Consider the following 15426-nt stretch of genomic DNA (forward strand, 5'->3'; position numbering starts at 1 on the left):
GTTAGTAGCTTTTATGGCTTGTGTTCCTTACATCAGTAACGCAAACCCTTTGATTGATAGCGTTCATGTTGCTAATGAAATAGTTGTTGAGCATCACGCTGAGGCAACTCACGAAAAGAAAGAATTTAATGCTACAGATTTAATTAATTCTCATATTGGAGATTCTCATGAATTTCACATTGCTGATTGGGAAGGACATCCTATTTCTTTTTATTTGCCTGTAATTTTATGGACAAATAATGGATTAGAAGTTTTTTCAGCAGAAGCATTTCACCATGATAATACTGGAGAACATGTTGTTGATGTTAATGGTCAAAAATTAGTTCGTTTCAACGAAGTTATTTTTTACGCAGATAAATACGAAGAATTATCTTTAGATGATAGAAAGAATGGTGCCTTTGCATTTGATGCAAGACCACTTGATTTTTCAATCACTAAAAATGTTTTCTCAATGTTCATGTCAGCTATTGTAATGTTCTTTTTGTTTTTAGTAGTTGCTCGTTCTTATAATAAAAACAAATTAGCTCCAAAAGGACTTGCTGGTTTCTTAGAACCGTTAGTAACTTTTGTTAGAGATGATATTGCTAGACCAAATATTGGTGAAAAACAATATGCAAAGTACATGCCGTACTTATTGACAATCTTTTTCTTTATTTGGATTAATAACCTTATTGGATTGATTCCGTTTTTTCCTTTTAGTTCAAACTTAACCGGAAATATCTATTTTACATTTGTATTAGCATTCATCACTTTTATTGTAACTACTTTAAGTGGGAATAAAGATTACTGGGGTCATATTTTTAATACGCCAGGAGTACCAGTTTGGTTAGCACCTATTATGATTCCTGTTGAGATCATTGGTATGCTTACAAAACCTTTTGCCTTAATGATTCGTTTGTTTGCTAATATTACAGCAGGTCACATTATCATTTTGAGTTTAGTTTCATTAATCTTCATTTTTGATACAGTTTGGATTTCTCCTATATCTGGAGCCTTTGTATTATTCATGAGTGTATTAGAAATGTTAGTTGCAGCGTTGCAAGCATACGTGTTTACGTTGTTATCAGCATTGTTTATTGGTCAAGCTGTAGCAGAGCATGATCATCATTAAAATGTGTTTTAATAATTATTAACTATATAAATTTACTATTATGGTATTAGCTGGAATTGGAGCTGGATTAGCAGTAATCGGAGCAGGACTTGGAATTGGAAAAATTGGTGGATCTGCAATGGATGCTATCGCTCGTCAACCAGAAGCTGCTGGAAAAATCCAAACTGCTATGATTATCGCTGCTGCACTTATTGAAGGTGTTGCGCTTTTCGCAGTTGTAGTTGCTTTAATCGCAAAGTAATTAAAATCTAAAATTTCCTGTAGCGGTTGGCTACAGGAAGTTTTTTTACAAAAACAAAAACAATTTTTAAATATATAAGTTTATGCAATTAACTTCACCAGAGAGTTTAATATTTTGGACAACAATTATATTTGTTGTTTTCTTTATTCTTTTAAGAAAATTTGCTTGGAAACCAATTTTGGGAGCTGTGCAAAGTCGTGAGGAGTCAATCAACAATGCATTAGCATCTGCTGAATCAGCTCGTCTTGAAATGCTAAATTTAACAGCTAGCAACGAACGTATTTTACAAGAAGCAAGAGTTGAACGTGATGCTTTATTAAAAGAAGCACGTGAAATGAGAGAGAAAATGATTGCTGATTCTAAAGCTGAAGCGCAAGTTCAAGGAGAAAGAATGATCGAGCAAGCTAAAACGGCTATTGCAGCTGAGAAAAATGCAGCTATGGCTGAATTGAAATCTCAAGTTTCTACTTTGTCATTAGATATCGCTGAAAAATTATTGAAAAACGAATTATCTAACAAGGAAGCTCAAACTAAATTAGTTGAGAACATGTTAGGAGACGTAAAATTAAACTAAGATTATGTCAGGAACTAGAGCAGCAATTCGTTATGCAAAAGCAATTTTAGAGATAGCTCAATCAAAAGGTGTGGCTGAAGCAGTTAGCATTGACATGAAATTGATCGCTTCAACTATTAAGGCAAACCAAGAATTAAGTAGTTTTATTCAAAATCCAACGTTAAAAGTGGACCAAAAAGAAAACGCTTTGTTAGAGGTATTTGCAAACACTAATGGTGTGACTAAAAGTTTATTTCATTTGTTATTTGAAAACAAAAGATTTGAAATTCTAGAAGCGATTGCATTAGAGTACAATAATTTGTTTGATGTTGTGAATGGTGTAGAAGTGGCGAAAGTTACTACTGCTATTCCAATGGATGCAGCTTTAGAAGCTAAAGTTTTAGCGAAAATTGCAACCTTATCAGATAAGAAGATTACAATTGAAAGTGTAGTAGATCCATCAATTATTGGAGGGTTTATTTTAACTATAGGTGACAAGCAATACAATGCTTCTGTTGCTAACAGATTACAAGTATTAAAAAGAGAATTAAGTAACTAGTTTTTATTACACATTAAGTGTCTAAATTATAAATTAAGATGGCGGAAATCAAACCTGCTGAAATTTCAGCAATATTAAGAAAGCAAGTAGAAGGTTTTGAATCTGGTGCTACACTAGAGGAAGTAGGAACAGTACTTCAAGTTGGAGATGGTATTGCTCGTATTTACGGGCTTTCGAATGTGCAATACGGAGAGTTAGTAGAATTTGACAATGGTCTTGAGGCTATTGTATTGAATCTTGAAGAAGACAATGTTGGTGTGGTACTTTTAGGACCATCAACAGGAATCAAAGAAGGTTCTACTGCTAAAAGAACACAACGTATCGCTTCTCTTAAAGTTGGAGAGCAAATGGTAGGACGTGTAGTAAACACTCTTGGTTTTCCTATCGATGGAAAAGGACCAATTGGTGGAGAATTATACGAAATGCCTTTAGAAAGAAAAGCTCCAGGAGTTATCTTCCGTCAACCAGTTACTGAACCATTACAAACAGGAATAAAAGCAGTAGATGCTATGATCCCAGTTGGTAGAGGTCAACGTGAGCTAGTTATTGGTGACCGTCAAACAGGTAAATCAACTGTTTGTATCGATACTATCTTAAATCAAAAAGAATTTTACGATGCAGGAAAACCTGTATTTTGTATATATGTTGCAATTGGACAAAAAGCGTCAACTGTAGCAGGAATTGCTAAAATGTTAGAAGAAAAAGGTGCAATGGCTTATACCATTATTGTTGCAGCTAACGCTTCTGATCCAGCTCCGATGCAAGTTTATGCTCCTTTTGCAGGTGCAGCTATTGGAGAATATTTTAGAGATTCAGGTCGTCCAGCTTTAATAGTTTATGATGATTTATCTAAACAAGCTGTTGCTTACCGTGAGGTTTCTCTTTTATTAAGAAGACCACCGGGACGTGAAGCATACCCTGGAGATGTATTTTACTTACACAGTCGTTTATTAGAGCGTGCTTGTAAAGTAATTGCTGATGATGGAATTGCTAAAAACATGAATGATTTACCAGATTCATTGAAACCTATCGTTAAAGGTGGTGGTTCATTAACTGCTTTACCTATTATCGAAACCCAAGCTGGTGACGTTTCTGCATATATCCCAACAAACGTAATTTCGATTACAGATGGTCAAATTTTCCTTGATGGAGATTTGTTTAACTCTGGGGTTCGTCCAGCAATTAACGTAGGTATCTCGGTATCTCGTGTTGGAGGAAATGCACAAATTAAATCAATGAAAAAAGTAGCAGGTACTTTGAAACTAGATCAAGCACAATTCCGTGAATTGGAAGCGTTTGCTAAATTTGGTTCTGACTTAGATGCAGTTACTTTAAACGTAATTGAAAAAGGTAGAAGAAACGTTGAGATCTTGAAACAAGGTTTAAATGATCCTTATACTGTTGAAGACCAAGTTGCAATTATCTATGCTGGTTCAAAAAATCTATTGAGAAATGTTCCTGTGAACAAAGTAAAAGAATTTGAGAAAGATTTCTTAGAATTCCTTAACAACAAACACAGAGCAACTCTTGATGCTTTAAAAGCAGGTAAGTTAACAGATGAAATTACTGATGTAATTCAAACTGTAGCAAAAGAAGTTTCAGCAAAATATAACTAATTAGGTTTCTAGGTTTTGGGTGTTAGGTTATAGATATTTCTTAGCCAAACACCTAAAAACCAATAACCTTATACCCATAATAAAATGGCAAATTTAAAGGAAATCCGTAATAGAATTACTTCCGTTTCATCTACGATGCAAATTACATCAGCGATGAAAATGGTTTCTGCAGCAAAGCTAAAGAAAGCACAAGATGCAATCACTGCAATGCGCCCTTATGCCGAAAAATTGACGGAATTGTTACAAAGTCTTTCTTCTACACTTGAAGGTGGAGCAGGAGATGAGTTTACAACGCAACGTGAAATCAAAAAAGTTTTAGTTGTTGCCATTACTTCTAATAGAGGATTATGTGGTGCTTTTAATTCGAATATAATTAAGGAAGCTAAAAAGCGTTCAGAATTATATACTGGTGTAAAAGTTGATATTTTTGCTATTGGTAAAAAAGGAAATGATGTATTGGCTAAAACAAATTCAGTAGTTGATAATCAAAGTGATGTTTTTGACCAATTGACTTTTGAGAATGTTGCGGTAATTGCAGAAACATTAACTCAAAAATTTGTTTCTGGAGAGTATGATAAAATCGAGTTGATATACAATCAGTTTAAAAATGCTGCGACTCAAATTGTTCAAGTAGAACAGTTTTTGCCTTTAGCACCTATAAAATCTGATTTAACGGTTTCAACATCTGATTATATCTTTGAACCTTCAAAAGAAGAAATTGTATTGACTTTGATTCCAAAATCATTGAAAATGCAATTGTACAAAGGGATTCGTGATTCATTCGCTTCTGAACATGGTGCTCGTATGACCGCTATGCACAAAGCGACAGATAACGCAACCGAATTGAGAAATCAATTGAAATTGACTTATAACAAAGCGCGTCAGGCATCTATTACTAACGAGATCTTAGAGATTGTTGGTGGAGCTGAAGCTTTGAAAGGATAGTATTTATTCTATCATATATAAATATAAAGAGCCGACATATGTCGGCTCTTTTTTTATGATTTAATAAAATCAAGTATTTATACCTATAACCATGTCTGAGTAAATAATTAAATTTGACAACTTAAACAATCTATTTTTAATCTTATAGAGATGGTTAACTTCCCAATTCAGTTATCAGAAAGTATCTTATTGTATGCCCAATTGGGTCAAGACTCTTCATCGCTAAGAAGGGAGCTTTACTTTATAAAAGAACATAAATTAGAATTGTATTTAAATACAGATCAGTTAAAATGTATTTTTTGGGTTAATATCTACAACGCCTACTCCATAATAATAGCAAGTGAAGCCTCTCGGTCAGAAGAGGCATATAAAACTAAGAGGATAAAAGTAGCGCACAATTCTTTTTCTTTAAATGATATTGAATATAAAATTCTGCGTATAAATAGTCGTAACCCCGTTTATAAATTCATTGATAATTTATTCTGTTGCTCTTATATAAGGAAACTGGCCGTTAAAGAGGTTGATTATCGTTTGCAATCAATGCTAGACCGCACTCCCTTAAGCAATGGTCTTAGTGACAATTAAAATTATTCTGTATTACTCCACTTTTCAGTTTTTAATTTTGAAAGCAGCTCGCTTTTATCATTATATGGCAAAAGCTTCAAAATTGGCTTTATCAGTATATTTTATGATTTTATTTAAGAGTCTTTACAGTTGCCAATTCTTTTTAAATATTTAATTTTGAGTTTTAATGTAATTCTATACTCACAATGAAATTGGATATTAAGGAACTGACTACAATAGAAGAAATGCTGCAAATTATTGAAGTAATTCGCTTTTTGTATCCCACATTTACTACTGAGAAATATCAAGGCTACCTTAAGGAAATGGTTCCTCATAATTACAAGCAAGTAGCCATTTTCGAAAATGATTTATGCGTTGCTGTTACTGGATTTTGGACAGGGTTTAAGCTTTGGTCAGGAAAATATATAGAAATCGACAATTTTATCGTTCACCCAGATCACCGATCAAAAGGTTTAGGCAAGATGCTTACAGATTATGTTGATGTCAAAGCTAAAGAGGAAGATTGCACCATGATCGTACTTGATGCTTATACTGGGAACTTTACAGCACACCGTTTTTATTACAATCAAGGATATGTGCCTAAAGGTTTTCATTTTTTAAAAATATTAAATGAAGAGAGGCTATCTTAAATCAATATGCAATGGAATTTTTCAAAAAATTGACTTTACTAGTGTTGATGATGTTATGCTTCAGTTATTGCGGATCTAAATACCAAACACAAATGGAATTTCCACAGGAAATAGCGCGGACTTATTATGAAACTGAGAAGGTCGATGACCAACAGCAAGCGGTTAAGCTTAGTTTTTACATTGAATTTAAGGAACCACTTTCTGAGGAAATTAACTTGCAAAAAGTATATTTCAGAAACCAAATTGGGGAAATTAAAAAAGTATCAAACAAGAAATACCTTGCTCATTTCATTCAATCTCCAGTAATTCAAGATATCATTTTAGATAGTGATAGCAGAAAAGAATATGGGAATAAGCCACCAGTAATTGTTAAATCAAAATTTGAATTAAACAAGGACGAGGCCATGCTGGAATACCAAAAGAACGGTGATACCATTTATTTTAAACTCAGAGAGATTGCTAGGGCGCAATGATTCTGTATCCTTCAATGATTAAACCAAAGAATTAGTTATTTTTGTTCTTTTAAATAGAAATTAGACACAACATTTTGGGATTATATAAAAATCTTTTTAAACAAACAGTTATTTACGGACTCGCGACAGTTTTGCCGAGAATGTTCAGCTTTTTGTTAGTACCGTTATATACTGACTTACTTCCTAAAGAGGAGTATGGAAAGTTGTCCGTTATTTTTGCCTTTATGATATTTTTCAATGTTATTTTGGCTTACGGTATGGAAACCGCTTTTTTTAGGTTTTTTAACAAGGAGTCCAACAAGGAATCGGTTGTAGAAACCTCTATGGTGTCCATTTTTTGGACTACGATTGGGTTTTTGTTCATCGCGCTATTGTCTCGTAATTATTTAGCTGAGTGGTCTGGAATAGATTCGCAGTATATTGGTTATACAATTTGGATTTTAGCATTAGATGCTCTTGTCATTATCCCGTTCTCAAAATTGAGAGCTTTTCAGAAACCTATGGTGTATGCCGTGATAAAAATTGGTAACGTACTTGTTAACCTGATTCTGAGCGTAGTTTTCTTAATTTATATCCCACAACTGATTGAAGCAAGCCCAAATGGTTTACTAAGTTCACTGTATGTTGAAAACTTTCAGATAGGCTATATATTCTTGGCTAATATCATTGCCAGTCTATTGACTTTTGTTGCCCTATCGCCGGATTATGTTTATTTAAAATGGAAATTCAATTTTGATTTATGGAAGCGAATGATGGGGTATGGATTGCCAATACTAGTTGCCGGAATCGCATTTGCCATAAACGAACAATTTGACAAAATTCTTCTGGTAAAACTATTACCTTCAAATATTGCTACAGCTGAAGTGGGGGTTTATTCCGCCTGCTACAAACTGGGGTTGTTCATGGTTTTATATAGGACCGCATATACACTTGGAATAGAACCTTTCTTCTTTAGCCATTCATCTGATAAGAATGCGCCGCAGACCTACGCAACGGTTACTAAATATTTTGTCATCTTTGGCTCATTCATTTTGTTGTCAGTGATCGTTTTTGCTGATTTGTTTAAACTGCTTATGATTCGCGATAGTTCTTATTGGGTAGCGATGAAAGTGGTGCCATTGATTATTTTAGCCAACTTCTTTTTAGGGATTTACACGAATCTTTCTGTTTGGTACAAACTAATAGACAAAACCTACTATGGCGCTTACATTTCCATTGTGGGGGCGGTAATAACTTTAGTGCTAAACTTTTTGCTGATTCCTTCCATGAGTTATTACGGTTCGGCGATCGCGACAATTGCGGCTTATGGTAACATGATGTTTATTTCATACTATCTGGGCAATAAATATTACCCCATTCCTTATGACTTAAAGAAAATAGGAGGCTATCTTTCCTTATCTATATTCTTCTCGGCCGTATCATTTTATGGCTTTAGAGAGAACTATTTTGTTGGAATTTCATTGCTATTAGCATTCCTATATTTCATTTATTATCACGAAAAAGAAACATTAATAAGAATTATAAAAGGTAAAGATAGTTAGGAGCTATTTCCTGCTGTATGCTATATCTTTTCTTTCCTAAAAAGTCAAGAAAAGGATGCCGCTTCCATCAGGGCTAAAAAATAAAAACATAATTTGGGAAAAGTAGCGACTTGTTCCAACATAAAAACAGAAATAATGACAATAAACATCATCAATAAATCCCAGCATGCCTTGCCTAATTATGAAACGATAGCTTCGGCTGGAATGGATTTAAGGGCAAATCTAACTGAATCAGTAAGCTTAGAACCATTAGGAAGAACAGTTGTTAAAACAGGTCTTTTTATCGAATTGCCAATAGGATACGAAGCGCAGGTACGACCAAGAAGCGGACTGGCTTTCAAAAACGGAATCACCGTGCTGAATAGTCCAGGTACTATCGATGCTGATTACCGTGGCGAAATTGGTGTGATTTTAGTAAATTTATCCGATAAAGCTTTCGTTATCCAAAACGGAGAACGCATCGCTCAACTTATTATCGCAAAACACGAACGCGCTGAATGGATAGAAGTACAGGAATTATCTGAAACCTCAAGAGGAGAAGGTGGATTTGGAAGTACGGGAGTAAAATAAATTTAATAATTTAAAGATTGAAATATTTAAAAATTCGAAGAGAATCATTTAATTTTTCAATCATTTAATCTTTCAATATAAAAAAACATGAAAATAATAGTACCAATGGCTGGACGTGGTTCACGTCTTCGCCCACATTCATTAACAGTTCCTAAACCGTTAATTCCAGTTGCAGGAAAACCTATAGTACACAGATTAGTAGAAGATATAGCTAGAATACTAAAAGAACCTATTGACGAGATTGCTTTTATCCTTGGTGATGAGGCTTTTTTTGGAGATGATGTGGTAAAAAGCTTAGAGGAATTGGCTGAAGGATTAGGTGCGAAAGCTTCTATTTATCGTCAGGATTTACCTTTAGGAACTGGACACGCAATTATGTGTGCGAAAGAATCTTTATCGGGACCTGCAGTTATTGCTTATGCAGACACGCTTATCAGAGCTGATTTTGATTTAGATCCTACTGCAGATGCTGTAATATGGGTAAAACAAGTTGACGAGCCAGAAGCTTTTGGAGTAGTTAAAATGAAAGAAAATAATGAAATCACAGAATTAGTTGAAAAGCCAGCTGAATTTGTAAGTGATCTAGCTGTTATCGGAATTTACTATTTCAAAGAAGTGGGTGATTTAAAAAAAGAATTACAAACTGTATTGGACAACAACATTCAAAACGGAGGCGAATACCAGATTAATGACGGAATCAAAGCTATGATGGCTAATGGTAAAGTTTTTAAAACCGGTAGTGTTGATGAATGGATGGATTGTGGAAACAAGAATGTAACTGTGGAAACCAATTCAAGGATGCTAGGATTTCTTCACAAAGACGGTGCTGATTTAGTACACAGAACGGTAAGATTAGAAAATGCAACTATTATTCCACCCTGTTTCATTGGTGAAGATGTTTCCTTGACAAACACTACTGTTGGTCCTAATGTGTCCTTAGGAAAAGGATGTCATATATTAGGTGGTACTATTAAAAACAGTTTGATTCAATCGCATGCGCACATATCCAATGCAAATTTGGACAATGCTATGATAGGGAATCATGTTACTTTTAAAGGTGATTTTACAAGTGTTAGTATAGGAGATTATTCAGTATTAGAATAAGTTTTTATCACAAAAAGTTAAAAATCCAGTAAAGCATAACAAGTTTTAAATTGTTGCGTTTCTATGATAAAGGGCTCAATGAAAAAATCGCGTTTATTAATTCTATTTCTAGTTTTGCTAAGCAATTCTGCATTGCTATGGGCACAAACGGAACCGGAAGAGATTAAGCAGGAGGTAAACAAATTCCAGGATTTTTTCTTTGAGTCACTCAAGCAAAAAGGGATTGAAAACTACGATAAGGCGATTGTCGCTTTAGAACAATGTTTAAAAATCGAACCTGAAAATGCCACAATTCATTTTGAATTGGGAAAAAACTATTTGGCATTAAAAGACTATAAAAATGCCTACACTTCTTTTGAACATGCCGCGAAGATTGACCCTACAAACAAATGGTTTTGGGTGGGGATGTATGATGTTAATTATGCAGCCAAGGATTTTAATGGCGCGATATATGTTATCAATAAATTAATTCCATTTGATTCGAAATTCAAGGAGGATTTGACATCGCTCTATATGAATACGAATCAGTATGATAAAGCATGGGCTCTTATCAATGAGCTCAACGAAACTTCAGGGAAATCGGATAGAAGGGAAGCGTATAAAATGCAAATTTTATCACAAGGGAAATACCAGAATGCTGAAATAGAAAATTTAATCGGACAAATCAAGGCGAATCCTAAAGAAGAGTCTAATTATATTTCGCTGATTTTCTTGTATTCTAAAAATAACGAAACAAACAAAGTGCTGGAAACAGCGCGTAAACTAGAATTGGCAATTCCAACTTCTGAATGGGCGCAAGTCAGCTTGTTTAAAACCTATTTAGAGAACAAGGACGGAGCAAAGGCTGTTATAGCTATGAATATGGCTTTGGCTAGTAGTAAAATTGATTCTAAAATAAAACACAGGGTTTTAAATGAGTTTTTGATTTTTGTGAATTCAAATCCACAGTTTACCCCTGATTTAGAAAAAGCCATAGGCTATTTTGATAATGATCCAGATGTAAATGTGGCAAAAGAAGTAGGGAAGTTTTATCAGACAAAAAAACAATGGAGTTCGGCCGTCAGCTATTATGAACTGGCAAATAAAAAGGGCTCAGATGTAGATATCGAAACAAATTTACTTTTGCTTCAAGCATACACCGAAACCAAGCAGTTTGAAAAGCTAGCGAAAAACGCTACGGAAATGATTGATGTTTTTCCTACGCAACCACAGTTTTATTACTATGCTGGTTTAGGGAGCAATCAATTAGCTCAATATAAAAAAGCAAAAGAGATATTGGAAATGGGATTGGATTATCTGGTTGATGATCTTTCACTAGAAACGAATTTCAATATTCAACTTGGCGAAGCATACAATGGTTTGGGAGACGCAAAGAAAAAGGATTTCTATTTCTCAAAAGCCAATCAATTATTAAAAAAATAAAATTCAAATGAATAAATTTTTAGCAGTATTAGTGGTGGTTTTTATGGTTTCTTGTAAATCAAAAGCTATTGTGGCCGGGGCGACAACTCCAGTAACTTACATGAAAGCAAAGAACATAATTGCGAAACATTACGACAACAAAAGTGATTTTTCGACATTGTATATAAAGGCAAAAGCAAAATATTCTGACGACAATCAGTCTCAGAATGTAACCGCTGAAATAAAAATAAAGAAAGACGAGCAAATATTGGTAAGTATTCGTTTTCTGGGAATAACGATGGCCAAAGCATCGATAACGCCAACATCTGTTAGCTATTATGAAAAGATAAAAGGAACTTATTTTGAAGGTGATTTTAGCGCGTTGAGCCAATGGCTGGGAACTGATTTGGACTTCGATAAAATCCAAAACATGCTAATAGGGGAAGCATTAGATGATTTGAAAAAAGGAAAATATTCAGAGTCTTTAGTAGAAGGCTTGTACCGTCTTGATGATATGGCAAACGATAACACAAAGAAGACGTTCTACATAAATGGGGGTGATTTTAGTGTAAACCGACAAGAAATTACACAAACGGCAGAAGGAAGAATGATCCAGGTTGCCTATACTTACATTAAAGAATATAAAGAAGCAATTGTGCCAGCGACTGTCGTTATTCATACGTATCAGCCAAAAGGAAAATCTGAAATTAATCTGGATTATGACACCATAACCTTCAATGAAGAACTTTCTTTTCCATATAGTGTTCCAAATGGTTACAATAGAATTATAATTAAGTAAATTTGCACAAATATATTTTTAAGATGCCAAAATTTCTCGTAAGCCTACTATTTATATGCATGACTTCTGTGCTCTGGAGTCAGTCTTCCCAACAAGAAAAATTAGAACAACGTAAAGCCGAAATCCAAAAGGAAATTAGGGATAACGAGAAGTTATTACTTTCAGTTAAGTCTAAGGAAAAGTCGGCGATGAATGTATTTATGATTCAAAAAAACAAGATTAGACTGAAAGAAATCTTGATTAATACTACTGAAAAGCAAGCTAAATATTTAGCTAATGATATGTATATAAATCAGATGAAAATCAATAAGCTTAATAAAGAACTAGGTGTTCTTAAGGAAGATTATGCAAAGATGATTGTGAAGTCTTATAAAAGCCGTTCTGAACAAAGTCGAGCGATGTTTATATTGTCATCAGATAATTTTTTGCAGGCTTATAAAAGAGCGCAATATTTAAAGCAATACACTAGTTTTAGAAAAAACCAGGGAGAAGAAATAAAATCAAAATCGGTTGAACTTGTTAATTACAATAACAAGTTAAATGCTCAAAAAATTGCCAAGCAAAAATTGATTGTTGAAAACCAAAAGGAAAAAGTCAGTTTAGTAAAGGAAAAAGAAGAGCAGGAAAAACTGGTAAATTCTATTAAGAAAGACAAAAACAGAATTGTATCTGATATCAGGAAAAAGCAAAGGGAGTCTAAAACCATCGACAAACAAATCGATCGTTTGATTCGCGAGGCTATTGCTGAAGCAAATAGAAAAGCGGCATTAGAGAAAGCACGAGCTAAAGCATTGGCAAGTAATTCGAATGCAAGTCCAAAAGAAGTTGCTGCTGCAGTTGCTAAAGAACCTGTGTCATCATCAAGAATTGAATTGACACCTGAAGCAAAATTAATAGCAGATAACTTTAGAGCAAATAGAGGTAGTTTACCTTGGCCTGTGGAAAAAGGATTTATTTCATTAGGATACGGAGATCAAGCCCATCCTATTTATAATACTTTGGTGATTCATAATAGTGGAGTAGAAATTACTACTAATGAAGGTGCTTCGGCAAGAGCTGTATTTGGTGGGGAAGTGGCCAGTGTCATGATTTTATCACCAGTTAATAAAGCAGTGATGATCCAGCATGGAGATTACTTTACAATTTATCAAAACTTAAGTTCCGTATCTGTTAACAAAGGAGATAAGGTAAGCATAAAACAGACTTTGGGAAGAGTGAGAACTAATGGAGATACCGGTAAGACGGTAATTAAATTTTTGCTATTGCAAAACACCTCTTACACGAATCCACAAGGTTGGTTGAGCAATAAATAATAGTTCAAGAATAGACTAAGTGTTTTAAAAAAAAAGCGAATCAATCACATGATTCGCTTTTTTTTTTGCTACAAAGTAAAATGAATTATTGTTGTTGCTGTTCAATATAATCGAGCTTTTCTTTTGCCTCAGCAGATACATCTTGGAGTTGTACATTGTTTACCTCCTCAAAATGCCTACCGTCTTCATATCCGATAGAAACCGATACAGATAGTGTTTGCTTCGCCAATCCTTTAAATGTTCCTTTAATAGGCGTGCATTCAATAAAGTTAAGGCCTACGGAGAGCTTTACGTGATTGTCCATGGTCCAAATATTATTTGTAGGATCAATACCTAGCCAACCTTGTATGGGGGAGTAAATTTCTACCCATGCATGTGTTGCGCCTTCACCCCTAAGGCCACTCTCATTAGGACAGATATAACCACTTACATACCTTGATGGAATACCAGCAGTTCTAAGAAGTTGTAATAAGACAAGGGCAAAATCTTGACAAACCCCTTTTCGATGTTCTAGAATCTCATCTAGTGTGGTTTCGATATTCGTAATTCCTTTAGTATACGTAAAATTAGTAAATATATATTCGTTGCATTGTTGTGCAATTGCAATAATCGATTTGTCACTGGAATCAATTTCTTTTAAAATCTTGATAATTTCTTCTTGCTTCTTAATTTTTTCTGGATATGATAGTCTTAATAAATAAACATCATTCTCTAGTTTAGCTACTAAGTCTGCTACTTTCACATGGTCTATTTCGGGTATTTTTTGTGAATGTGTTGTACGCACTAACATCTTAGACTCAACAATCATTTCTGAGTGCGGCTCCATAATATTGAAGTTTCCCACACGATTCCCATGGTAATCTGTGGTGATGGTAATCTGTGGGTTTTTAGTAATCGAAAGCTGAAATTCCAGTACCTCTTGATTTTCAAAATTATGAGGAAACAACCTGATTTCATTAATACTTTCATTAATTGGCCGGTTATATTGGTATTTCGTGATATGAACAATATTGAAAGTAGCCATTTTTTTTAGGAATAAGAGAAGAATAATTTAGAGAAATCAATCGAAAATTGAGTTATTTGTGTCCTTGTATTGTTCAGTAAATCTTCTAGTTGTTGATTCGTAAGTTGGTGATAATCGGTAAACTCCAAAGAGCTTTTTAGTCGGCCAAATTGATTGCGCATCGTTACCGCCTCGCTTTGATTGTTGTCTTTTAATATGGTGTTTAAATATGATTCTAGTAATGTTAAAGTATAGATTACTGAATGAGCAAAATCCTTATTAAAGATTAAGTGCTGTACTACCTTACGATTGTGAGCAATGTTACTATAACTTTTTTGATAAAATTCATAGCCAGAAAGGGACAATAATAATTTTCTCCAATACAGCAAATCTTCTTTGCCTTCTAGGTTATATTGTATTGGCCCATAATAAGACTGTGTCATAGATATGGTTTGCAAACATCTTTCAATATGTTTTCCAATTCTAGAAAATGACCAGCCCAAACCTCTTGGCATTGTAACTTGATAAATACCATTATAAAGTAAAAAATCTTTATTGATTTTACTTAAAACTGAATTTGCTTCAGGTGTTTCTAGTTTTTTGGGTAACTCTGGATCGTTAATAAAATGATACATAGAGTTAATATGTTCCCACAATTCTTTGGTAATTTTATCTTGAGAGCCTCTTGCATTTTCTCTAGCTTTAGAGATAAGACACTTCACAGAGCTCGTGTTTTTAGCTTCACAAATAATGTGCTTTAATACAAAGTTAGTATTGTGTTGTACTGCTAATATTTCCTCTGGAGATAAATTAGTATAGTTTTCTAATAATGGTTTATACCCGTGATAGTCATTTATTTCTTGATCAAAAGACATGATATAAAGCGTGTTGAGCGTAAGCAACATGCCATCTGCTCTTTCCATGTATCTGTTGAGCCAAAACATCCCATCAGCAACTCGGCTTAGCATATTTACTTCCATAGT

17 protein-coding genes are annotated in these 15426 nt (G+C 34.1%); 15 read left to right on the top strand and 2 right to left on the bottom strand.

Annotation, left to right across the window (positions count from 1 at the left end):
- Positions 1–13 precede the first annotated feature (13 nt).
- The 15 genes from atpB to BLV91_RS01495 all read left to right on the top strand — a co-directional run bounded on the left by atpB (position 14) and on the right by BLV91_RS01495 (position 13440).
- A complete protein-coding gene (atpB, locus tag BLV91_RS01425; RefSeq protein WP_394331828.1) occupies positions 14–1111 on the top strand; it encodes a F0F1 ATP synthase subunit A in 1098 nt (365 codons plus the stop codon).
- A gap of 40 nt (positions 1112–1151) precedes the next feature.
- Complete coding sequence (gene atpE / locus BLV91_RS01430) at positions 1152–1352, top strand: ATP synthase F0 subunit C (protein ID WP_031453874.1); 201 nt, start codon at positions 1152–1154, stop codon at positions 1350–1352.
- A gap of 82 nt (positions 1353–1434) precedes the next feature.
- Entirely contained in the window at positions 1435–1926 is a 492-nt protein-coding gene (locus BLV91_RS01435; RefSeq protein WP_091428782.1) for a F0F1 ATP synthase subunit B, read from the top strand.
- A gap of 4 nt (positions 1927–1930) precedes the next feature.
- Positions 1931–2464 (top strand): ATP synthase F1 subunit delta, encoded by a 534-nt coding sequence (atpH, locus tag BLV91_RS01440; protein WP_091428783.1) that lies wholly within the window; start codon positions 1931–1933, stop codon positions 2462–2464.
- A gap of 38 nt (positions 2465–2502) precedes the next feature.
- Positions 2503–4080 carry a F0F1 ATP synthase subunit alpha gene (gene atpA / locus BLV91_RS01445; protein WP_091428784.1) on the top strand — a complete coding sequence of 526 codons (1578 nt, stop codon included), beginning with the start codon at positions 2503–2505 and terminating at the stop codon, positions 4078–4080.
- Between the two features lie 84 nt (positions 4081–4164).
- Complete coding sequence (atpG, locus tag BLV91_RS01450; protein ID WP_091428785.1) at positions 4165–5025, top strand: ATP synthase F1 subunit gamma; 861 nt, start codon at positions 4165–4167, stop codon at positions 5023–5025.
- A gap of 150 nt (positions 5026–5175) precedes the next feature.
- Complete coding sequence (locus BLV91_RS01455; protein WP_091428787.1) at positions 5176–5610, top strand: DUF547 domain-containing protein; 435 nt, start codon at positions 5176–5178, stop codon at positions 5608–5610.
- Between the two features lie 185 nt (positions 5611–5795).
- Complete coding sequence (locus BLV91_RS01460; protein ID WP_091428790.1) at positions 5796–6239, top strand: GNAT family N-acetyltransferase; 444 nt, start codon at positions 5796–5798, stop codon at positions 6237–6239.
- Between the two features lie 11 nt (positions 6240–6250).
- Entirely contained in the window at positions 6251–6712 is a 462-nt protein-coding gene (locus BLV91_RS01465; protein WP_139262250.1) for a hypothetical protein, read from the top strand.
- Between the two features lie 74 nt (positions 6713–6786).
- On the top strand, positions 6787–8253 hold the full coding sequence (locus BLV91_RS01470) for a lipopolysaccharide biosynthesis protein (protein WP_091428794.1): 1467 nt from the start codon (positions 6787–6789) through the stop codon (positions 8251–8253).
- Positions 8254–8388: 135 nt separating this feature from the next.
- Positions 8389–8823, top strand: coding sequence for a dUTP diphosphatase (gene dut / locus BLV91_RS01475; RefSeq protein WP_091428795.1), 435 nt, complete (start codon positions 8389–8391; stop codon positions 8821–8823).
- An 87-nt stretch (positions 8824–8910) separates the two neighbouring features.
- The gene (locus BLV91_RS01480; RefSeq protein WP_091428796.1) at positions 8911–9927 is read left to right on the top strand and encodes a sugar nucleotidyltransferase; all 1017 of its coding nucleotides are present in this window, start codon (positions 8911–8913) and stop codon (positions 9925–9927) included.
- Between the two features lie 78 nt (positions 9928–10005).
- Positions 10006–11349: a tetratricopeptide repeat protein gene (locus BLV91_RS01485; protein ID WP_091428802.1), complete on the top strand. Its 1344-nt coding sequence runs from the start codon at positions 10006–10008 to the stop codon at positions 11347–11349.
- A 7-nt stretch (positions 11350–11356) separates the two neighbouring features.
- Positions 11357–12127 (top strand): lipoprotein insertase outer membrane protein LolB1, encoded by a 771-nt coding sequence (locus BLV91_RS01490; RefSeq protein WP_091428804.1) that lies wholly within the window; start codon positions 11357–11359, stop codon positions 12125–12127.
- A 23-nt stretch (positions 12128–12150) separates the two neighbouring features.
- Positions 12151–13440 carry a murein hydrolase activator EnvC family protein gene (locus BLV91_RS01495; protein WP_175513927.1) on the top strand — a complete coding sequence of 430 codons (1290 nt, stop codon included), beginning with the start codon at positions 12151–12153 and terminating at the stop codon, positions 13438–13440.
- A gap of 85 nt (positions 13441–13525) precedes the next feature.
- Here BLV91_RS01495 and BLV91_RS01500 read toward each other — a convergent pair whose 3' ends face one another.
- On the bottom strand, positions 13526–14464 hold the full coding sequence (locus BLV91_RS01500) for a transglutaminase family protein (protein ID WP_091428808.1): 939 nt from the start codon (positions 14462–14464) through the stop codon (positions 13526–13528).
- A gap of 5 nt (positions 14465–14469) precedes the next feature.
- Entirely contained in the window at positions 14470–15423 is a 954-nt protein-coding gene (locus tag BLV91_RS01505) for an alpha-E domain-containing protein (protein ID WP_091428810.1), read from the bottom strand.
- Between the last annotated feature and the right edge of the window lie 3 nt (positions 15424–15426).

The sequence above is a fragment of the Flavobacterium degerlachei genome (assembly GCF_900106645.1).
Classification (GTDB): domain Bacteria; phylum Bacteroidota; class Bacteroidia; order Flavobacteriales; family Flavobacteriaceae; genus Flavobacterium; species Flavobacterium degerlachei.

Bases quoted from the DNA above. Each gene is read 5' to 3' on its own strand.
- BLV91_RS01505 (WP_091428810.1), bottom strand. From the start codon at position 15,423: ATGGAAGTAAATATGCTAAGCCGAGTTGCTGATGGGATGTTTTGGCTC.
- BLV91_RS01495 (WP_175513927.1), top strand. From the start codon at position 12,151: ATGCCAAAATTTCTCGTAAGCCTACTATTTATATGCATGACTTCTGTG.
- atpA (WP_091428784.1), top strand. From the start codon at position 2,503: ATGGCGGAAATCAAACCTGCTGAAATTTCAGCAATATTAAGAAAGCAA.
- BLV91_RS01500 (WP_091428808.1), bottom strand. From the start codon at position 14,464: ATGGCTACTTTCAATATTGTTCATATCACGAAATACCAATATAACCGG.
- BLV91_RS01490 (WP_091428804.1), top strand. From the start codon at position 11,357: ATGAATAAATTTTTAGCAGTATTAGTGGTGGTTTTTATGGTTTCTTGT.
- BLV91_RS01485 (WP_091428802.1), top strand. From the start codon at position 10,006: ATGAAAAAATCGCGTTTATTAATTCTATTTCTAGTTTTGCTAAGCAAT.
- atpB (WP_394331828.1), top strand. From the start codon at position 14: ATGGCTTGTGTTCCTTACATCAGTAACGCAAACCCTTTGATTGATAGC.
- BLV91_RS01435 (WP_091428782.1), top strand. From the start codon at position 1,435: ATGCAATTAACTTCACCAGAGAGTTTAATATTTTGGACAACAATTATA.
- atpG (WP_091428785.1), top strand. From the start codon at position 4,165: ATGGCAAATTTAAAGGAAATCCGTAATAGAATTACTTCCGTTTCATCT.
- atpE (WP_031453874.1), top strand. From the start codon at position 1,152: ATGGTATTAGCTGGAATTGGAGCTGGATTAGCAGTAATCGGAGCAGGA.
- BLV91_RS01455 (WP_091428787.1), top strand. From the start codon at position 5,176: ATGGTTAACTTCCCAATTCAGTTATCAGAAAGTATCTTATTGTATGCC.
- atpH (WP_091428783.1), top strand. From the start codon at position 1,931: ATGTCAGGAACTAGAGCAGCAATTCGTTATGCAAAAGCAATTTTAGAG.
- BLV91_RS01465 (WP_139262250.1), top strand. From the start codon at position 6,251: ATGGAATTTTTCAAAAAATTGACTTTACTAGTGTTGATGATGTTATGC.
- BLV91_RS01460 (WP_091428790.1), top strand. From the start codon at position 5,796: ATGAAATTGGATATTAAGGAACTGACTACAATAGAAGAAATGCTGCAA.
- BLV91_RS01480 (WP_091428796.1), top strand. From the start codon at position 8,911: ATGAAAATAATAGTACCAATGGCTGGACGTGGTTCACGTCTTCGCCCA.
- dut (WP_091428795.1), top strand. From the start codon at position 8,389: ATGACAATAAACATCATCAATAAATCCCAGCATGCCTTGCCTAATTAT.